General features: G+C 51.2%; 16 protein-coding genes and 1 pseudogene. 4 read left to right on the top strand and 13 right to left on the bottom strand.

The genetic code is table 11. From position 1 onward, the window contains the following. Positions 1–503 precede the first annotated feature (503 nt). From EL633_RS17640 to EL633_RS17620, 5 genes are all read right to left on the bottom strand, one after another. The gene (locus tag EL633_RS17640) at positions 504–2546 is read right to left on the bottom strand and encodes a glycoside hydrolase family 43 protein (RefSeq protein WP_126628445.1); all 2043 of its coding nucleotides are present in this window, start codon (positions 2544–2546) and stop codon (positions 504–506) included. A gap of 45 nt (positions 2547–2591) precedes the next feature. Next, entirely contained in the window at positions 2592–3689 is a 1098-nt protein-coding gene (locus EL633_RS17635) for a glycoside hydrolase family 43 protein (protein WP_126628444.1), read from the bottom strand. Between the two features lie 3 nt (positions 3690–3692). Then, positions 3693–4601: a carbohydrate ABC transporter permease gene (locus tag EL633_RS17630; protein ID WP_218027511.1), complete on the bottom strand. Its 909-nt coding sequence runs from the start codon at positions 4599–4601 to the stop codon at positions 3693–3695. 58 nt (positions 4602–4659) lie between these two features. Next, on the bottom strand, positions 4660–5607 hold the full coding sequence (locus tag EL633_RS17625; protein ID WP_126628443.1) for a carbohydrate ABC transporter permease: 948 nt from the start codon (positions 5605–5607) through the stop codon (positions 4660–4662). Between the two features lie 356 nt (positions 5608–5963). Then, positions 5964–7286, bottom strand: a complete 1323-nt coding sequence (locus EL633_RS17620; RefSeq protein WP_161982212.1) for an ABC transporter substrate-binding protein — start codon at positions 7284–7286, stop codon at positions 5964–5966. Positions 7287–7655: 369 nt separating this feature from the next. On the opposite strand from EL633_RS17620, the gene EL633_RS17615 reads away from it, so the two are divergent. Together EL633_RS17615 and EL633_RS17610 are read left to right on the top strand one after the other, a co-directional pair. Beyond that, the gene (locus tag EL633_RS17615) at positions 7656–8711 is read left to right on the top strand and encodes a LacI family DNA-binding transcriptional regulator (protein ID WP_126628441.1); all 1056 of its coding nucleotides are present in this window, start codon (positions 7656–7658) and stop codon (positions 8709–8711) included. Between the two features lie 293 nt (positions 8712–9004). Continuing rightward, positions 9005–9892, top strand: coding sequence for a class I SAM-dependent methyltransferase (locus EL633_RS17610; protein WP_161982211.1), 888 nt, complete (start codon positions 9005–9007; stop codon positions 9890–9892). Between the two features lie 195 nt (positions 9893–10087). Here the strand turns inward: EL633_RS17610 and EL633_RS17605 are convergent, their stop codons facing one another. From EL633_RS17605 to extP, 5 genes are all read right to left on the bottom strand, one after another. Then, positions 10088–11479: a hypothetical protein gene (locus EL633_RS17605; protein WP_126628439.1), complete on the bottom strand. Its 1392-nt coding sequence runs from the start codon at positions 11477–11479 to the stop codon at positions 10088–10090. Positions 11480–11585: 106 nt separating this feature from the next. Continuing rightward, a complete protein-coding gene (locus EL633_RS17600; protein ID WP_126628438.1) occupies positions 11586–12566 on the bottom strand; it encodes a cupredoxin domain-containing protein in 981 nt (326 codons plus the stop codon). Positions 12567–12786: 220 nt separating this feature from the next. Beyond that, the gene (locus tag EL633_RS17595) at positions 12787–13476 is read right to left on the bottom strand and encodes a Rieske (2Fe-2S) protein (RefSeq protein WP_126628437.1); all 690 of its coding nucleotides are present in this window, start codon (positions 13474–13476) and stop codon (positions 12787–12789) included. Between the two features lie 24 nt (positions 13477–13500). Beyond that, a complete protein-coding gene (locus tag EL633_RS17590) occupies positions 13501–14043 on the bottom strand; it encodes a cytochrome b family protein (protein ID WP_126628436.1) in 543 nt (180 codons plus the stop codon). Positions 14044–14090: 47 nt separating this feature from the next. Beyond that, positions 14091–14900: a selenite/tellurite reduction operon b-type cytochrome ExtP gene (gene extP, locus EL633_RS17585; RefSeq protein ID WP_126628435.1), complete on the bottom strand. Its 810-nt coding sequence runs from the start codon at positions 14898–14900 to the stop codon at positions 14091–14093. Between the two features lie 569 nt (positions 14901–15469). Here extP and EL633_RS17580 point away from each other — a divergent pair. Together EL633_RS17580 and EL633_RS17575 are read left to right on the top strand one after the other, a co-directional pair. Beyond that, a complete protein-coding gene (locus tag EL633_RS17580) occupies positions 15470–16552 on the top strand; it encodes a sensor histidine kinase (protein WP_126628434.1) in 1083 nt (360 codons plus the stop codon). Positions 16553–16690: 138 nt separating this feature from the next. After that, on the top strand, positions 16691–17341 hold the full coding sequence (locus tag EL633_RS17575) for a response regulator (protein WP_126628433.1): 651 nt from the start codon (positions 16691–16693) through the stop codon (positions 17339–17341). A 201-nt stretch (positions 17342–17542) separates the two neighbouring features. On the opposite strand, the gene EL633_RS17570 is transcribed toward EL633_RS17575, so the two are convergent. The 3 genes and pseudogenes from EL633_RS17570 to EL633_RS38165 all read right to left on the bottom strand — a co-directional run. After that, complete coding sequence (locus tag EL633_RS17570) at positions 17543–17836, bottom strand: hypothetical protein (protein WP_126628432.1); 294 nt, start codon at positions 17834–17836, stop codon at positions 17543–17545. A 592-nt stretch (positions 17837–18428) separates the two neighbouring features. Further along, positions 18429–19910, bottom strand: a complete 1482-nt coding sequence (locus EL633_RS17565; protein WP_246039160.1) for a hypothetical protein — start codon at positions 19908–19910, stop codon at positions 18429–18431. 57 nt (positions 19911–19967) lie between these two features. Continuing rightward, a pseudogene (locus EL633_RS38165) lies at positions 19968–20039 on the bottom strand (zinc ribbon domain-containing protein); the annotation flags it as partial. Between the last annotated feature and the right edge of the window lie 353 nt (positions 20040–20392).

Genomic DNA, 20392 nt, shown 5'->3' with positions numbered 1-20392 from the left:
CCAATCCTTTTCGGTCAAAGGGGAAAAGGAATACCCCCTATGCTATGGCGTGACGTCGTGTACGTCAAATGGCGCCATCAGCCAACCGAGTGTACGTCGAGTGGTACCATAAGCCGGCGTTGCGTACGTCGAGTGGGCGCCACACGCAAGGCCGCACTGCTGGGTTTTCGTGGGCGAACATGTCAGAACGACTCGCAGTGCTGTGGCGCCTACACGAATCACGGTGAATGTTGCCTGAGCATGTTGGAACATGGATGTGTGAGGCAATGTCCCATGATCGCCCACCAAACCGTTCCGGAGCGACCATGCATCAAGAAACATGATTCGTGTAGGCGCCACAGGCATGCGATGCTTTCTTAACACGTATCACCGTCGATCATGCCGCATGCCGGCCTTGCGTGTGGCGCCCACTCCACGTACGCAACGCCGGCCCATACCCCCAATCGACGTATGCAACGCCGGCTCATGCCCCCACTCCACGTCACGTCATGGAGCCAGAGATATCATTCTTCCCCCTTAACCGAAAAGGATTGGCCGGTTTGCCAGACGCTGATGAATGCGGCGGCGGCATTACTGGTGGCAAGGCCCATACGGGACGTTTCCATGGATATAGGAAGTGAGGCTATTTCGGGGCCATCGAGGAAGATGCGCAGGCACGCGGGCTGGCATTGTAGGCGCAGGGTATGCCAATCATGGAGGTCACTACCCTGGGGTAGCTGCTGCTTGATGGGATCTGCCAGGCCTGCGACACGCAGGCTGACGCCGGTCGGCTCCTGGACAAACCAGACGGTGATCGGTGCGCGCTCCGGTGCGTGCAGGACCAGGCCCAGGGCGGCTTCAGCGTTTTCCGCGCGCTGCGTCAGTTTCATGGTGGCACTCCCCTCGCTCTGGCTATAGCTCTGGCCTTTGTAGAGCATATGCGTGCCGGTAGCTGAACTTGTCTGGTGGAGCGCGTCGTCGTGGATCTGCCAATCCTGTAGATCAGTGGCGGCGCTCCAGCCAAGCATGGCGGGCGTGTGGTCGGCGCTGAGAAATTCGTCGCGATAATGGTCGGTGAGGCTGATGGCACTGAATGCGGCACTGCACTGCTCTGTGATTAAGGCAAAGCTATGCATAACATGGTCCAGGACTACGTCCATCATCGGTAGGCCGTCAAACTGGATGGTAAGGATATGGCCGGATTGGGAGAGCAGGAGTTGATGCCAGCGCTCAAGGATGGTGTTGGCCGGTAAGGCTCGGGCCTGCGTGCTTCCAGTCTGGAGGTTCGTACAGACCAACTGCTTATCGGCTGTAATGGTACATTGGATGGCATCACGCTTGTTATTATCCTGGAGCAACACGCCATAAGTGCCTTGTCCACTCTCCTGTTTAAGGTTCACTTCCAGGAGCCAGTTAGCACTGAGCCGTGTTTGCTGGCATAATATGGACCGTTTCAGGCTTTGATCATGCTGCACCACCGCCCCTTCTTCTACTACAACCTTCCACTCACCCGAGGTTGCCTGCCAGTTGGACGATAATGCAGGCGCGGCAAAAAGGTCACGCAGACGTGGCATCGTGGGAACTGGCTGAGGCGTGTGGGTCGCGGCAGGGGTCCACAATTCATCGCCGTGGAGAAACAGGCGATCCAGACAGGGCTGGCGCTCAGTCATCCCTGGTTGGGTCGCGTGATACGCTATGTAGTGGTCCACGTTATTGGGTCCGAGCACGATTGAGTTATGGCCTGGACCAATCATCCATTCATCACCATGTACCAGACGAGGATCGCCCTGCCGACCGGACCAATCATGCCAGGAGGTATCCTGGAGGCCGCCCGGCCCCATTGGCCTCTCCGCACTGGCGTAACTCATGGCATAGTTGTCGCGATAGTAACATCCCCCGGAGTACATCTGATAATAGTTTCTGCGCTGGCGCAATACGGCCGGTCCTTCCACCGTATACCAATCCACTCCCCCCTTGGATGCGCGTCGCTGTTCAAATATCTGCCATGCCTGTGTGGGACGCGTCACCCGCGTAATGGGTCCCTGTACAGTAAATGGATCCAGCAGGCGCGCCACGGCATTCCCACTGCCAACCAGGCCAGACTCAGCATCTAGATACTCAATCGTCATGTAGAGATACCATTGACCATCATCATCTTTAAACACATGCGGATCAATGGCCCAGGGAACAAGGCCAGCGGTGAGATCATGACCACTATCCACAAAGGGTCCCTCCGGTTGATCCGCAACGGCGACACGGATACTGCCCGCGAATTCTTCGGTATGGACCGCATAATACATAAAGAACTGCCCATTCGATACCGTCACCTCGGGCGCCCAGTAGAAAAAGTGTGGCGCCCCAAGGTGGGCCATGGCCTTTCCCACCTCTTGCCAGGAAACCATATCAGTACTGGTCAAAATAGGAAAGACCCGCGCCTGCTCAGTTGGATGGGCTATATTTTCGGTGGCGTACGCATAATAACGTCCGCGCACTTTTAACACAAATGGATCGGCAAAACCTTGATGCCAGAATGGATTGCTCCATGTTGCTTGCTGCTTTACTGTCATTACGATTGCTTTCAATACAATTGGCGTGCATTGTGCTCACCCGGTCTACCTGCCAAAATTGCCTGGCGTTGGGACAGGCTGGGCATGGGTTGTTGGTCCCTGCACCTGTGGCTTATCGTCCTTCCAGCTTATACGATCCAGCCACATGGTGCGGCTATCGCCACGCGATCCATCGGAATTGGTATTCCAGGCATGATAGATGATCCAGGTCTGATCACCAAGTTGGAACACGGTCTGTCCGCCAGGACCAATGACAAAAGGCGACTGCTTCATTTGACTGGCCAGGATAGGATTCTCAGCAGCTTGCTCACAGGGTCCGGTTGGACTCTGGCAGAGGGCATAACCAACGGCATAGGTCTGATCAGCATAGTTATTGGCGGAAAAGAAGAGGTAGTATTTTCCATTGTGCTTAAACATATTCGGGGCTTCAACCAGATCTCCCTGCCAGCTTTTGTCGTTATGCATCAGTTGCGTCGGCTTGCCGGTGACATGCAGACCGTCGGCAGACAATTCCTGGGCCCAGAGATAGGTTGGTAGATGCAAACTATTGCCGTCATTTTTGAAGTAGAGATAAAGCTTATCACCATCACGGAACGGCGCTGGATCGATGCTTCCCCCCTGGTCAGCCTGACAGATAAGCGGCTTTGTACTGCTATCCTTGAATTTACCTTCCGGCTTATCACTCACGGCCACACTGATACATTGTACATTCGTTTGCGCATCACGCAGCGTATAATACATCACATACGTATTGCCCAGTTGAATCACATCCGGTGCCCAGACATAGGAGCCGCCCGCCTGCGCCCAGGCAGGGAGAGCCGGCAGCGCATCCGAGAGCATATCCCAGTGAACCAGATCACTGGAACGAGCAACCTGGATATTTTTGCCTGCGGCATTCGTGGCGTAGGTATAATAAAAATTGCCCGCGCGAATAATGCCTGGATCGGGAAAATCACTATCAAGTACCGGATTCTGAAATGTTGGTTGCATGGTTCCCGCCTTATTCTTTGACTGTGTATCCTGACTTTGCTGACCGCATCCGGTAATACCGTTCAAGAGTATCACCGGCACGAGGAGCGATCCCAGCAAGGTTGATAGTACGCTTTTACCTTTGAGGTAAGAGCGCAACAGCGACATACTCATCACTTACCCCTTCAAGCCTGCGTTAGCCACACTCTGGACGATAAAGCGTTGGAGCGCGATATAAATGATCAACACAGGGATCGCGACAATTACAGCCGCCGCCATAGTTGGTCCATAGAGTGTCACATACGAGCTTTGCAGGGTGCTCAAGCCGGGAGGAAGCGTATACATATTGGGATCCTGCAAGATCAGCAGAGGCCAGAGGAAATCGTTCCAGCTAGCCAGAAAGGTAATCACAGCAAGCGTTGCCAACGCTGGCTTTGAAAGAGGAAGCACCACGCGATAAAAGATCTGGAAGGTCGTAGCCCCATCGATCTGCGCCGCCTCCTCCAGTTCTTTAGGGATAGACTGGAAAAACTGACTCAAAAAGAAGACACCAAACACACCCGCCAGACCGGGCAGAATAACACCGGCATAGGTATTCAGCAGTCCCATATTGTAGATCGTCAAAAAGTTAGGGATCAAAAACATCAATCCTGGCATAAACAACGTGGCCAGCATCAATGTAAAGATCAGCTTCCGACCAGGAAACTCAAGCCGAGCATAGGCATAGGCAGCCAATGCATCCAAAAACAAGATCAGTCCAGTACTGATCGCCGAGATCCCCAGACTATTCAGGAACCAGCGCACAATCGGCGTGTCTGGATTACTGAAGAGATCGCTATAGTTCTTCCAGGTAAAACGCTTCGGAATCCAGCGAATATCCTGCAAGAACCATTCCGCCTTGGGCTTAAATGAAGTTGAAAGCATCCACAACATCGGTAGGATGATGAGGAGTGCGATAAACACCAGAATAATATAGATCAATGTACGCTGCGTGACCATACTCAGTACACGCCTTCTTTTCAGATCAACATCCTGACGCGCATCCAGTCTATTGTGAGGCACGCGGGAATGAGTACTCGTAGCCATCCTGATTTACTCCCTTTCTATTCGTCTATCCAGTGCAACTGCGCAACGGCGGCGTTCATCAGGTGCGCTCCCTGAAGAGACGGAAGTTCGTATATGAGATCGCAATCATAATAATGGCCACCACAAAAGACATGGCCGCCGCGCTCCCCACAAAGTGTCGAACAATACCATTGTTGTAGATCTCATACATCACCGGGGTCGTTGCGCCACCACCCGAAGGCATTGCTGGTCCACCCTGGGTCATGATAAATGGCTGCCCGAACAGATTAAATGAGGCAATGATTGAGGTAATCACGATGAACAGCAGGATTGGCCTGAGGAGCGGCAAGGTGATACGCCACAAGAGATGCCATTTGTTCGCGCCATCCACACTGGCGGCTTCATACAACTCACTGGGAATATTCTGCAAGGCGGCCAGCAAGATGATCATATTGAAGCCCATTGTCCACCAGATAGTCGCGACAACGATCGCCACCCATGCCCATGGGAGCGTCGATAACCATTCCGGCGTATCTATATGAAAGAGGGCAAGATAATTATTGACCAGCCCACCCGTACTCTGAAAGATCCACCACCACAGGAGTCCGACAACCGAGACTGAGAGCACCCATGGAGCAAAATAGATCGTCCGGAAGACCGTTACGCCTGGGATCTTCGCGTTTAAGAGCAGTGCCAGTAGCAACGGTATGATCACCAGCAACGGCACACTATAGACCACAAATTGCAGCGTATTCCACAAAGAGTTCCAGAATTCCTGAAACACGACTGTTCCCTGTGTGAAGAGATCGATATAATTTTGCAGTCCAACAAACGCATTGGTACCAGGCTGCAAGTAGTCGTAACGAAACAGACTTAAGTAGAGTCCATTAAAGAATGGATAGCCAATAAAGAGTACAAAAAAGAGTAAATGTGGCAAGATGAACAGGTATGGTGTAATTTTGATTTTGCGGGATGTTCTTCTGGGCGTGTCTTGAATGATACGCTGCGGCTGTAGTATGCTCGCCATTGATGCCGCCTTTCTCCTCTAGGGGTTCTATCGCGCTCTCTCGCCGGGGTGCAGGGTCCTCCCTGCCGGAGGGCTAGCCACCCTCCTGCACCTCCCAGACGGGATGACTCATAAGATAGTGGTAGAACGCAATATACATCTTTAAGCTTAGAGTGTGTCTGACTCCCATGATGGCCATCTTTTCTCTCGTTGTGCTTCAGTAGCGTAGCAGTTCACATCCTCTTTTCTCGTTGGTGCAGAAATGGCGCGCATGCGCCATTTCTGCACCAACTAATAAAACAAGAATGGGGGCGCCTGCGCTCCCCAGGCTGGCTAAAAACTCACCACTCCCATTGGGATGGGAGTCAGACACATGCTTATGAATTTTTCGGTGCTGATCCATATTTCTGCTGATTCTGTTTCAGGATCTGGTTGGCCTGGTTGACAGAAGTATCAAGGGACTTCTTGACATCCTGACTGGTTCCAGCCATGATGGCGCCGATGGCGTTGCTCAAGGGAGCGAAGGAGTCAGAGATACCTGGTACAGAAGGTGGGAAAACAGGATTTTCGACGGACTGTGAGAGCGACTTCATCAGAGGAATGCTCTGCACGGATGCATCGTTGCGGGCCTTACGATAAGCGGGCAGGTCACCACCCTGGGCCATCTTGGCTGAATTATCGACAAGGTATTTAATGAAAGTAGCGGCCGCCGAACGTGTACAGGTGTTGCTCTGCTTGTTAGCAGGAATGGTCAACGAGCCCATACCAGCCCAGGTCGCGGGCTGCGAGCCAATCTGAGGGGTAGCCGCCGCTTTACCAGCGAATTCAACAGCATCGCCAGTCACATTGCTATTCTGCCAGATACCATTCCAGATCATGCCAACGTTCCCTGTCTTGAAGGAGTTCACATCTGCATCAACAGGAAGTTTTGGCTGCGAGTATTTGCTCTGGGCATCCTTCATCCATTGTAATGCTTTAACACCAGCAGGACTGTTCCAGGTTGCCTGTGTATTGTCAGCATTGAATTCGTTGCCACCAAACTGGTGCAAGAGTTGTTGGAAGATCTGCTGGACCGGGAAACCAGTGGTAATCTGGAAACCGTGCTTGCCGCCGGCATTCATCGCGGCCGCGGCACGCTGGAAGTCTGCATCGGTAGTGGGAGGATTACTCAGGCCAGCTTTTTTCAAGAGATCTTCATTGTAAAAAGCGGTCATGGGATTAATGAACAGTGGAATACCATAGCGTTTGCCCGCTACTTCATCCTGCGACCAGGCACGATCTGGAAAATCGTTCTGCGTGTAGCCGATCTTTGACATAACGTCATCAATGGGTGAAATTACATTGCGGAACGCCTGGGTTGCAATCTGATCTTCATTAATGATCGCGACATCAGGTAGTGTTTTGGACGCCGCCGCTGTATCAAGCTTGGTAGCGAAGTTGTTCAGAGGAATAATACTCATCTTCACCTTACTCTCAGGATGAGCAGTATTAAATTGGGTCACCAGTTGCTGTATAAAGGGGCCATCAGGGCCACTCAAAGCATTCCAAAAGGTGAGTTGCACATTTGAACAGTTGCCATTGCTAGCATTACCTGTGTTCGTATTCGTCGCACCTGGACCACCGCATGCTGAAAGCACAACGGCAAGCACGGTCAACATGAGTGCAGGTACACTCATCATCTTCTTTGACCTGGAAAGCATATTCTGTCCTCCATAAATACAAGTATCTCTTCTTCGAGCCTGGCCTACCTTCTGTAAGATAGATATCAATAGCAATGACAACATGTCGTCATGTTGATATGCCATCGAACGCCATAAATCCAAATTACCATCCATGGGCGCTTGCTCTGACAATCATGTTCATGCATCATCACACGTCTATGTATTGCGCGTAGTGTATTGAGCCCGGTGGTATAGTATTTACAACGTTGTAAATACTATACCACCGACATTCTTTATCTGTCAATAGTGGTTTTTTATGAAAGAACTGGTATGAATTGACAGCTCAGCACGCCTATGCTACAGTCTTTTTACTAAACACAAGAATAAATTTTAGAGGGGAGACCTCATGTGGGAGTTACATTGAAAGATGTGGCGCGAAGGGCAGGCGTCTCGATCAAAACAGTCTCGAATGTGGTCCATGGTTATGAGCATGTCACGGTTGAAATGCGCCAGCGCGTAAATAAAGCGTTGGAAGAATTAAACTACCAGCCCAATCTACCAGCCCGCTATCTCCGTCAGGGTCATGTAAGCATAGTAGCCCTCGCGATCCCATTTCTCACCAATCCCTATTTCTCCGATATTGGCAAAGCCGTCGTGAGCGCCGCAAACGCACGCGCGTATACCGTATTGATTGATTCCACAGATGGAGAGCGCGCCAAAGAAATGATGGTAATCAACGGCATGTATCCCCACCTGATCGACGGCGTCATACTCAGTCCTCTGGCGTTAGAGGCAGAGGATCTTCTGTCTCGCCGTGTGGACGTACCCATTGTGCTGTTAGGCGAGCGCCTGTTCAATGTTCCTTATGACCACGTGGTAATTGATAATGTAGCCGCAGCTCGCCTTGCGACCAGCCATTTAATCAGCCTGGGTCGAACCCGCATTGCGGCTATCGGCGCGCAAGAAATTAGCGCCGGTGATACCGCCCGTCTGCGCTTACAAGGATATAGAGAAGCACTGACAGAAGCGGGCCTGGCCTACAACCCTGATCTGGTCACACGCTCGTTATCGTATGATCGCATTGATGGCATTCAATCAATGCACCAGTTACTGGCCTCTGGCACGCCTCCTGATGCCGTCTTTTGCTTTAATGATTTGCTGGCATTGGGAGCTCTGCGCGCGCTCTACGAAGCTGGATACCGTGTTCCAGAAGATGTGGCCGTGGTTGGCATTGATGACATTAAAGAGAGCGCCTTCTCCATGCCTTCGTTAACCACCATCGCGCCCAATAAACAGGAGATTGGCGATCTGGCCGTGGCCTTTCTACTTGATCGCATCGCGAAAACCTATACCGGACAACCACGCCAGACGCAAGCCTCATTTGAACTCATTGTACGTGAAAGTACCGCTGGCCGCGCCGCATCCCCTCAGCAAACTTCCCCCATTGTACCCAGACCAGAATGACACGCTCCACGCCAATCTCGTCTGTTCTAAAATGGGTCATATGACAGGTGCGACTATCCATACTTCTATGGCACAATTCTGGGGATATGGAACATAAATACATGCAATATGGATAAATATTTACCTTTCCAATAGAAGTATGTTACTATATCCAAAATGATCAAGCAGAACCAGAAGTACGCATAGTCTTGATGCATTCTTCTGGTTCTGCCATGCCTTTTGGAGTTTGGAGCTTATCCATAGAACTTCAGAGGGCGGTGATAGCAATCTGTACGATGCAGGAGTTCATCTCAATGGGACTATTTCAGTGGCTATGGAAGGGCCTTAAAGGTTCCTTCGTAGAACACGCCGATCAGCGCCTGGTCAAAGTTGGAGATCGCGATTATGTCGAGAATGCCCCCTACGTGCTCCCCAAAGACGAACAGGAAATCGATCGCCTCGACCTTCAACACTATGTTTTCCGCTATATGCTGCGCGAAAATTACGTGGCTCCCCTTAAACATCCTAATCGCGTTCTGGATATTGGCTGTGGGACCGGCCGTTGGGCAATTGAGATCGCGAAAAGCTTTCCTTCGGCCGATATTGTTGGTCTGGATATCGTGAAACCGACGCTTGATGCGGCACAGCGACCAGCGAACGTTTTATTTTTACAGCGCGATGTCCTGAAGGGTTTACCATTTACCGATCAGACTTTTGACTATACCCATATGCGTTTCTTGATTGGTGCCTTGCCGGTCACTGATTTTCAGAATGTGGTCAATGAGATGAGTCGCGTGACCACACCAGGTGGCTGGATTGAGCTGGCTGAACCTGGCATGATCATTAATGCCGGGGTTGGGCTGCAAACCTTATGGGGCTGGCTGATCGAGTTTGGCAATCAGCGTAATATCGATCTGGCGGCGAAGAAACGCCTGGATACGTTCCTTAAAGACGCAGGGCTGACCAATATTTCGTATAAAGAGGTGACGTTTCCACTGGGTGACTATGCAGGCCAGTCAGGGCATCTGGCCGGTAAAAATATTTTGATCCTGCTGGAAGCGGTCCGTGCCCCCATTCTTGGACTGAAAATCGCTACGGCCTCCGATTACGATATGATGCTTTCCAGGGCGAAGGCTGAATTATCTGCCCCGAAGGGCTCCTGCTCAGCTCCTATGCGTATTGCTATCGCGCAAAAAAAGTAATGAAAGACTGACTCAAAAAAAACGGGAGTGGAGATCAAGTTGATCTCCACTCCCATTTTTTTAAGTTAGTCTGGTACTGATGGGTTGGTCGCCCGCTACGCGGGCGACATGGGGGAAGCCGAGGGCATAGCCCCCGAACCCCCAGTCAAGGGGCTCTCCGCCCCTTGCATCCCTGCTTTCACTGTCAAATGGTGTCTAGACACGATAGCGATTACGTGTCAGGAAGAAGAACTGGATGGCACCCAGGACCGCGAACAGGGCAAGCATAACGAATGCATCTTTGGCGGTAGCGGGGGTACCAGGAATGGTGTTCGGAATATTGGGCGGCGTCTCTTCCGCCGCAAAGTTTGCCATCGAGAAGAAAGCAAAAGAGGCCAGATAGACGAACAGACAGGTGCCCATCACTAACCATTGTCCCAGACAACCCAGATTGTTCTCACCAACGACGGCAAACTCACGGCGAGCCGTGATGGTCCAGACGGTGGCAACAATCAAGATGCCGGCACACAGCATCATAGCCGTTGGCAAGGCAGTAGGAGCAGTATGCATGACCAGAGCGGTCAAAGCGATGACCGCAGTAATCACAACACTACCAACAACAACCAGGTTACGATTAGACTTCCAGGCCCAGACGGCAGCCAGCATGGCGCCAAAGAAACTGGAGGTAACGATCGCATCCACGATATAACCAGCATCCTGCGAGAAGGTACAGCTGTTTGGAACAGCGGTCGCACGCAAGCAGTTGGTCAGGTAAGGTCCAAGCACAGGCAAGGGATGAATGAGAGCCAGCAGAGGATACGCAATAATCCAGAGCAGGACAAAGACAGCGCCGGTCTGGGCTAATCCCAGCGCACCAATCGCGTACAGACCAGGCATGACACGTTTGCGGACCGGGCGCATCAAATAATGTAAGCGCAGTCCGAAAGCACCCAGGGCCAGGAAGACGGCAATACCCAGCACGATATTCTGGAAAAGAGCGCCGGCCACATCATAGTTGTAGCAATACAGGAACACAATCAGCAGCAGGCTGGAGATAATAATCATCCAACGGATAGCTGGAGTTGTGCCCAGGTCACGGCGATCTGGATTGCGCAGTTCGCCCATAGCCAGCACACTATAGAAGACCGTTGCCACACCCACAAAGAGAATGATCAGTCCAATAGCCACCAGGTCAATGGCGTCTGGCTGGAACCAGAGGAAGTACCCACCGAGCAGAGGCAAAATTTTGGTATCCGCATGGGGGAAATCCCGATAACCGGTCACAGAAACCAGTATGGTCACAGCAAGGCCAACCACCGTCACAATACCACCAACGCCAGCAAGTAGCGCAGGAGGCAGAAGCGGTTTGGGATCGAACAGAAGCTCGATCACCATGACGACAGCAAAACAGGCCAGACAGATCAAGCCGAGGCTCAAAGAACCACGCTCAAACTCCACCAGACTGGATGCAGTCATCGCATTATAAACATAGCCGGGAATTTGCCCGACGAGGATCGCGGCAAGCAGGAAAAAGCCAATGGCAAAAACCATCGCACGTGCCCACGATATTCGCTCTGGCAACTCACGTTGTTGCGTCACTTGTTGCATGAATCGCAATTCCTTTCGACATGCTGTCCATATCCATCGCGACAGCATGAGCAGCGATCAGAATCAGGAATAACATCGCGCCCCTTGAGAGGCGCGATGGAAACATTTACTTCACAATAACCAGTTGAGCCACCATATCCGGGTGGATCGAGCAGTAGTACAGCAGGCGATGCGTGTCAGAATTGGCATTATAGGCCGCTTCGGTCACGGTATAGGTGAAGGTATCATTTGTCGCCAGTTGCTTCTTGGAGTCAAAGATATTGCTGGCCGGTTTTGGACTGGCAATATCCTGGCCCTGCACAGCAACGACTGTGTGCGCAAGCTTCGACTTATTCACCCAGGTAATTTTTGTGCCGACCTTCACTTGCATGTTAATCGGACTAAAACAGCCCTGCTGGCTCTGACAGGTAACACCATTGGACCCATTATCTACGATGTCCACCGTAATATTTGTCTGGCTGGTCATATCTTTGGCCGCGCCAAATTGACCTTGTTTCCCATAGGTTACCGCGGCATTATACAGACTCGTATTGTTTGCCTGCAGGTACGCGGGTAAATCATTGAAACCATTCTTCTCGTGGTTTTTTGGATCACTAGAACGGATAAGAGCCATCAAATAATCAACATCATTGCTTAAGAGTCCACCGCCATACTCTTCCGCACGCGGAACCGCGTTCGGGTTAACGGGCTGATGTACCGCCTTTGGATTATAGACGCCACCAGAGATAATGCGCCGCAGCTCATTATCGGTTACCGTCTTAAAATAATCCATGGTATAACCGTTATAGGTCACATCCTTGACTTTATCATTGTCAATCGCAAAACACTGGTCTGTACAGACCTGGGCATACGTCTGCATGCCACGTTCAATGGCAAGATTTTGCTGCTTCGTCGTAGCCTCAACCTGATTTCCACCCTCAACGATCCAGAAAACAGGGATCATCAGAGCCACCAGGCCCAGCATAATCAATGAGCCAAAGCCCGTTTTCTCGACGGTATTCGTCTTTGAGTAGAATATATACAGCAAGCCACCGACGACTACCAGCAGGATGACGATACCCACGATAGCTTGTACTAAATTTCCCATAATACACACCTTTTGATATGCATCCTATCAGTCCCTCGCCCATGGAGAGCGTCAACCTCAAGGTGTTTCTCACCGATCTTTATCTTGTCACAAAAGCACACTGCCTCTGCAGGTCCATCCAGGCCAGTTAGAGCGAGACGACCTGTAGAGACAGCTTTGCTCATGAGATATTGGTTTACGAATGCATATCTGACACATGTCAGACTTATCATGCACAGCGCTACGCTGAACACTCCACCGTTGGTGCAGCAATCAACTTCGTCGTGGCATCCGGGTGTGCAACAGTCGAGTTAATCGTACCCGTATTCACAACCACATCATCGCCCTGAAGCACCATCTGGAAGCGGTCAAGGCTACGAGGAGCCGGACCATCCAGGAACTCACCGGTGACGTTATAGTGGGAACCATGACAAGGGCACTTAAAGCTCACACAATTGTCACGGAACGGCACGGTACAACCCAGGTGCACGCACTTCTGGTACAGAGCAATCCAATAGGAGCCATCCTTAGGATCTTTAACCACATTTTCCGACGTCAACTGCTCTTTCAAGACATCGCCCTTCAACAGGAAGGCTGTCGAAGGATCCAGGTGAATGACATAAGCACGTGCGGTCGGACGATGGTAGACGCCCTGAATCTCTAATTTGAAATCTGCTGGCTTTGAAGCCTTAAACTCACTGGCTTTTCCCACGGTAATCGCCGAACCGAAACCGCCCGACAGATTAGGGAACATATAGTAGAGCGCGCCTGCAACCGAAGCTGTAGCCGAAACACCCCATACTGCCAACATTGACCGGCGAAGGAAACGTCGGCGTGAGATACGCTGCTTGGCAAGCTCGGCAGCTTCCGCACCACCACCATGCAGTACTTCATACTGCTGCGGTGAAATGGGAGGTGTATCAATACTCATAGTTAGTAATCCTCTTTCCTCAGCCTATAAATCAAAGTAGACATGCACCCATGGCCAGACCCAGAGCCAACCAGGTCCGCGGAAGAAGCTACCAGCTAGCGTAATCACCGCCCAGAAGACAACAAACATAGTGAATGTTACAATTGCAACTTTACGATCCGCATAAGCACGGCTAGGATTACGATCGATATAAGGTAGCACCGCAAGGGCGGCCAATGTAAAACCTGGTACCAGCACACCGGCCGTGGTCGGTGGGAAGTAGTGCAAGAGTTCCTGCAAGCCCAGGAAGTACCATGGCGCTTTTGCCGGGTTCGGCGTTGAATTCGGTGTCGCCGGTTCCTGCAAAGGAGCATCAATAACCAATGAGAGCAGAGTGATCATGACCATCAATGCAGTCGCCGCGAAAAACTCGCGAACGAGCAGGTGAGGCCACACGAAGACAGAGTCTTCAAGTGGCTTCTCTACACGCGTAATAGCTTCCTGCTTCACAACTGCCAGGGTACGATAACGCCGCTGAGTTGCCCCCACTGGCGCCTGTACCTTTGGTTCTTTCTGTTCAATCGACATAGAGGTATCCTCTCATGGTACCGCAGCACATACTGCGGTACGCCTCATTATCCGCGTGTACCAGCGACAGCCTGATCGCGCTCAGCACGGGCTTCCAATTCACGACGGGAAGGAGGAGGAGGTCCTGCCTCACCACCATCTTTACGGATGCGCCAGAAGTGAACAGCCATCAGAATAGCACCGGCTAGTGGCAACAGGATCACGTGACCAACATAGAAACGGATCAACGTAGCCTGACCAACAGCACCGCCACCAACCAGAACTTTGTAGACAGGGTTGCCGAGCAACGGTGTGTACGGAGCCAGGTTGGTACCCACAGTAATAGCCCAGATCGCAATCTGGTCCCAGGGCAGCAGATAACCGGTAAAGCTTAAGAACAGCGTTACAAAGAATAACAATACGCCAACCACCCAGTTGAACTCTCGGGGTGGCTTATACGCACCATGGTAGAACACACGAATCATGTGTAGGGTTACCGACACAACCATCAAGTGGGCCGCCCATCGATGCATATTACGGACAAGGTGACCAAATGAAACAGCACTACTTAACTGGTTAATATTTTGATAAGCAACGTTGGTGTCTGGAACATAATAGAACATAAGAAAGACACCGGTGATAGTCAGTAGCAAAAACAGGAAAAATGAGATACCGCCCATACACCAGGTGTAAGTAATCTTCATCGCCTGACGGCTAACCTTAACGGGATGAAGGTGCAAAAATACGTTACTCATCATTACCAGTGACTGGTTCAATGGAGTATCTGGATAACCATGGCGGAAGATGGAACGCCAAACTTGGCTCTCGACGATCTTCTGCGTGGCTACGTCGAGTAAGCTTTTATTAGTAGAGCTCACTGTGCCTCCTCAAAAGAATCAGGCCTGAAAAAGGGAGAAAGGCCTGCTCAGGTTGGAAAGATATTATCGCCAAAATTCTTGTTGCAATGTGACGCTGATTATAGCATACGAGCCTCAACACTGGTACCCCTCTAGCTAACATTTTGGGTCAGCATCCTGATCTAGCCTGGCTTTTTTCTCATGTCCAGCCAGATCAACATATGGTAGAAGTTAGAATTTTTGCCCTCTTTACTATAGATTATAATGGATTGTCTAGACTAAGTGGAAGAGAGACGGATGATTATCCCAGATATCTCACACCTTCCGCTAGACATGTAAACCTAAGATACTCCCCGCTTTAAGCAGAAGCATCAGGTACTCACCTGATTTTTTTATGCGGTATACCTGATTTTTTTGGAACTGGTCACAGACAAGATTTTTCCCTGCAGTGGGGGTCCTATGTCACCAGGACCCCCTTAGACAGATCAACACAGGAGAATCCTGGTTTGACGTTCGGCACAATAACCGATACAATTACAATATATTCAATTGTTATCTTCAAAAAAAGTGTCGATAAAAGAGATTTCACCATGCCCGATGCCGAACTCATGACGTCAAATACGCGCAAAAGCAACAAATTCCTGGGCGCAATGAACGAGCTATCAGTCTTTAACCGCGTACTGCTAGCCAATAGTGCCATCATCTTTGTGGGAGCAACCGGAGGAACCTGGTTAGCCACCAGACTCAATACGTTTTCCTACGTCCCCCTGATCATCTTTGTGGCAGTGGGATGGTTGGTGAGTATTGCGCTGAATTTTGTACTCTTGCAGTTCGCATTTCGGCCACTGCTGGATCTGGGAAAGGTGATGAATCGGGTACAGGCCGGCGATCGCACGATGCGGGCCCCGCTCACTGGAACCGATCCACAGGCAGACCAATTGGCGCGCACCTTTAATATGATGCTGGAAGCCATCGATGAGGCCAACCGCCAACGCGCTGCTCAGATCATTAACGCGCAGGAAGAAGAACGCAAACGCGTGGCGCGCGAGCTCCACGACGAAACCTCACAGGTGTTGACATCTTTGTTGATTAGTCTGGCCGTCCTTGAAGAGTCCATTACCTCGCCAGAGGCCCGTGAACGCATTGCTGAGACCCGACAACTGGCACACCAGACCCTGCGTGCTATTCGTAGCCTGAGCATTGATCTACGCCCAAGCGCCCTGGATGATCTCGGCCTGCTACCCGCGCTCCGCTGGTATATCAAGGAATATCAACAGAAATTCGCCATTGAGGTAGATTTCCAGACCACCGGCCTCAAGGATCGCCTGACATCTGAAATCGAGACCGTCCTGTATCGCATCGTGCAGGAAGCCCTGACGAACGTGGCACGGCACTCGCATGCGCAAAAAGTACAAGTCATTTTAAGAGAACATGATCAAGCCATCGACGCCACAATCTCAGATAATGGTGATGGATTTGATGTAGAGAAACTGAAGAAGAAACCCAGCATCGGACAAGAACGCGGCTGGGGACTGGTGGGAATGTATGAACGCGCCCAGTTGCTGGATGGCACCCTTGATATCGATTCACAACCTGGCAAAGGGACAATCATACGCGCCCACATCCCAATCCAACTGGCATCGTCCCAATCTGATATGGTTGCGACACATTGAACCTGATGCATATCAGCTATTATTGATAGGAAAAAACTTTATTCATTTACTGGCATGCATGCTACCCGGAAAGCATGCCGCTCAATGGCGTGGGCAGTGTTCACGATCGCTTTTCAATAGCATGAAGGTTAGGAAAATATGAAGATACGCATATTATTGGCGGATGATCATACCATACTACGGGCCGGTCTAAAAATGATGTTGAACGCCCAACCAGACATGGACGTTGTGGGAGAAGCGCAGGACGGACGGCAAGCGATCCAGGAGGCACAAAGAATTCAGCCGGATGTTATTCTGATGGATATCACCATGCCAGACATCAACGGCATCGAAGCCACCAGACAAATTAAGCGCCTGATACCAGATGTCAGAATCCTGGTACTGACCATGCATGAAAATGACGAATATGTCTTCCAGGCCTTACGCGCAGGTGCTTCAGGCTACATGCTCAAAGAGGCCGCCGACACCGAACTTATTACCGCCATCCACGTCATTAAAAGCGGACAATTCTACCTCTCGCCCACGGCCCAATCAGTCGTCGTAGGCGATTACCTGCAACGTGTACGCACCGGAGAAGAGCGCGACAGCTATAGCAGCCTCACCGAGCGCGAACGCGAAATCCTGAAACTGGTCGCCGAAGGTCACACCAACAACCAGATCGCCGAACGCCTCATCATCAGTCCCAAAACCGTCGACACCCACCGTACCCATATCATGGACAAACTCAACCTGCACAGCCGCGCCGAACTCGTCAAATACGCCATGCGCCGAGGCCTCCTCGAAGACTAACCCCAACCAGCAACATCGTCCATGCCCCCGCTCACACAGCGGGATTGTTAAGGGCAGCCGCCCTTAACCTGGGGTCTGGGGCTGCGCCCCGGTTCTCCCCCCTCTCCCTGCCGCCGTAGGCGGCAAATAAAAAAACAGAAAAGGCGCCCGCCATACACTAGCAAAGGCAACCTCTTCTGCTCTTTTTGTGACCAATCCTCACTATATGGACTGATCATCATCATCATCAAAATCAAGAGAATCACTATTCTCTTCCGCAAAATATTCATCGCTATAGAAACCAACGTCTTTACCGACATACACGCTCACGAGAAAATCATCACGCGGCATATCGGCCGACAAAACAAGATCTTCATCAATCTGCTCAATCAACTTCGTCAGGTCAGCCTCCTCCAGCTCACGCTCCAGAATCAGCGTACCATGGACCGCAGTGGTCGTGAAGTGAATATCCACCGTCCCCAGACGATTATTACTCTGCAGGTTATTTCCCTGCATAATATAATACCCCTCTGAATGAGGAGTGCGGAAATGGCGCTCGAAATGTATATCGTCCATGTAGTTCTGTATGTGTGCGCAGCAGACAAGCTAGCTACGCGCTCCTTTCTCCAATGCGTTTAGCAGATTTTATCTTACAACTCTATACAGTTCACACGCTTGAATGGCACCGTGCGTCAACCTGCATACAATTGAAACAGCGACAAAATAGTATCAGCCTACGTGTGTAGAACTAACAGTCATTATACCATACATATCCGCTCAAACACCCCACTCGAACTGTGACCAACATGGCCTTCGGCCGGGAACCTATGCAGCATGAATTACAACCAGGCTAGTGCTTGATTTCCACTCCTACCGAGAAGCGTGATGCCAGCCACACTCGGGCCCTGAAGGGCCCATGCTTCTTTTATATGTGGTGTCAAAAACTGAGCTTTGCTCAGTTTTTGACACCACATACCGTTGCAGCGCCAGCGGCGCGAAAAAAATGACCAGCGGGGGCATGGGTTTCATGGCAATCAAACCCTATCTGACACGAAAAGGACTATCATACACTATGTATGATAGTCCTCAAAGATATTGGTGAGACCTTTTAGCGCAGATGCAAAGAGCTACGCGCCGGAACAAAGACAAGCCGTTCTTCATCCTGGAAAACATTTTTAGGGGCAATCTGTTTCCAGGTATAGAGATGGTTATTATAGGTAGTCGCATAGAGCGTACCTGTATAGTTAGCACCAGACAACTGGAAATCCCCACTGATCTGCTGCCAACTCTGACCAGCAAAAGAGATAGGGGCACCAGCCTTTGCATTGGTCATCCCTAGTTGAGTCGCCTGCTGCTGGAGATATTTGGTCGCATCACTGCTATCACCTTGCGTCAAGGTGATTTGAGCTGTATTGCTACTATCAGCCAGATTCATGGCCGTTCGAGTATTTTGCGACTTCCAGCCGGTGGGATACGTGATGGTAGCGCCGATACCATTATTGGTCGCAACCTGCACAGGATTGGTATCCGCGGAAACGGTGAACGGTTGCGCCACTACAATCCAGCTGCCAAGCGCCAGTACACAAATGATCACCAGTGCAATAGCTGCGATCAAGATCGTACGCTTCTTGCTCTTTGGAGCATGAGCTGGAGCCATCGGGGTCAATGGTTGCGCCGATGACTCAGGTCGCGCCTGCACGGGCGCAATCGCGGCAGCCTGTCCTTCATTGAAACCCGGTGCCGAGTGATCTCTGAGCGCATCTGGATGACCGGGATGCGAGGGACTGGAAGTCGCTGGCTTCTTTACATCCTGCATCTGCCACTGGGCTGTCGGCATCTGCTCAATATCTGCCCGATCCGCCCGAGCACGTGCCTGCTCATGCTGTTTCAGCTGCTCTTGTGCCGAGACCGAGCTAAGGGGCGTCGTTGGTAAATCAGGAACAGATGATTCCTCAGCGCTTCCCTTGTGAGGAAGTGGATAGTCAGTTAAAGGACCCGTAGGAAGTTCTTCAACCTGCTCTTCCTGCGTCTCCGGTCCTGGCTTCGCCGGACTGGCGGCCGGTGTTTCATCCCAGACCGTCGTACGCAGGTCGCGCTCCGGCTGAGGGGTGGATGGGAGCACAGGCAGTTCGGCCTGGCCAGCATCCTTACGTTCTATCACTGTATCATTGCCCGTCATCACATGCGTCATTGGCTGGGGCCAGGCAATATCATTGGAGGAGGTACCACTACTCGGACGTGGCATTCTGACCCCTCCCGGTTTACGCGGACCATTCGGCAAACCAGGATTACTGGGCGAACCTGAAGTCGGCTTGCTGGGAATACGGGACTCCACCTCACGTCCAGCGGCAGGAGTGACATCACTTTGTGATTTGCTTTCCTCCGGTGCAGGCTCATGCTTCTCTTGAACCGGAGCCACTGAAGCAACCGGTCCATCAGACGCCTCATAGCCTGGGATGCCCAACCACGGAGTTACATTGGACCCATCATGTCCCTGAATGCCCAGCCAGGGAGTCACATTCGTCGTATCAGGTTTATTCGCCTTACCAGGCTGTTGGGCTACCTGTTCTTGTACATGCTCTGCAGGCATTTCGCTCTTGGCTGCCTTGCTTGCTTGAGGGCTTAATGGATGATCTGAGACCAGCGTTCCACAATTCGTACAAAACCGTGCATCATCTCGCGGTAACGCTTTCCCACAATGACTGCATACTATCGCCACGGAGCATCTCCTATTATCTAGCTCTTATCAGATCTTACGGTAGCTGAAAAGCAGCAAACAGTCAAGTAACGACACCACATATAGCACATATATACAATACTATACATATACACAATAACATTTCGTAGCTAACACCATACACAATTTTTTAGTCTCACCCTTCCACAGCCACGCCATACACAATTTTTTAGTCTCACCCTTCCACAGCCACGCCATACCAATTTTGTGCGGTGCAAGAAGTGCGCAGTGCGCACTTCTTGCACCGCACAAAATTCCTCCTCGCGCGCCGCAGGCGCGCAAACTCAAGCTCGAAAAAGCAATTGACATAGAAATAAAAAGCATCAGCCAGAGGC

Origin of the sequence: Dictyobacter alpinus (genome assembly GCF_003967575.1) — a bacterium.
Lineage (GTDB): Bacteria > Chloroflexota > Ktedonobacteria > Ktedonobacterales > Ktedonobacteraceae > Dictyobacter > Dictyobacter alpinus.
This window is presented reverse-complemented; position numbering and strand designations above follow the sequence as displayed.